The following is a 292-nucleotide window of genomic DNA, read 5'->3' on the forward strand; positions in this document are numbered from 1 at the left end:
GCAGCGTGCGGCCTGGGCCGTCCAGGCGCGCGGCTTGCTGCCGCCGGCGGACGCAGGCTCGGCGCTGCGCTTCGAAGCCACCGCGCTGCGCATTGCGCTGGAATGGGCGCTGGCCTCGCGCCACGCCAGCGACGTGCTGTTCGAGCCCGGGGTGCGCGGCGCGGTCGATGCCCTGGTGCTGCTGCAGGGCTTTCAGGAGGATCCGCTGGCGCAGGCCCTGCGGGCCCATTGGGGCGCCAAGGCGCTGAGCTTGGCGCTGCCGCAGCCCGGCGCCTCGGGCCGCATCGCGCTG

1 pseudogene is annotated in these 292 nt (G+C 76.4%); it reads left to right on the forward strand.

Annotated features, from left to right (window positions below):
• Positions 1–292: pseudogene (locus VTU_RS30400) on the forward strand (PD-(D/E)XK nuclease family protein); the annotation flags it as partial.

Source organism: Verminephrobacter aporrectodeae subsp. tuberculatae At4 (genome assembly GCF_000193225.1).
Classification (GTDB): domain Bacteria; phylum Pseudomonadota; class Gammaproteobacteria; order Burkholderiales; family Burkholderiaceae_C; genus Acidovorax; species Acidovorax aporrectodeae.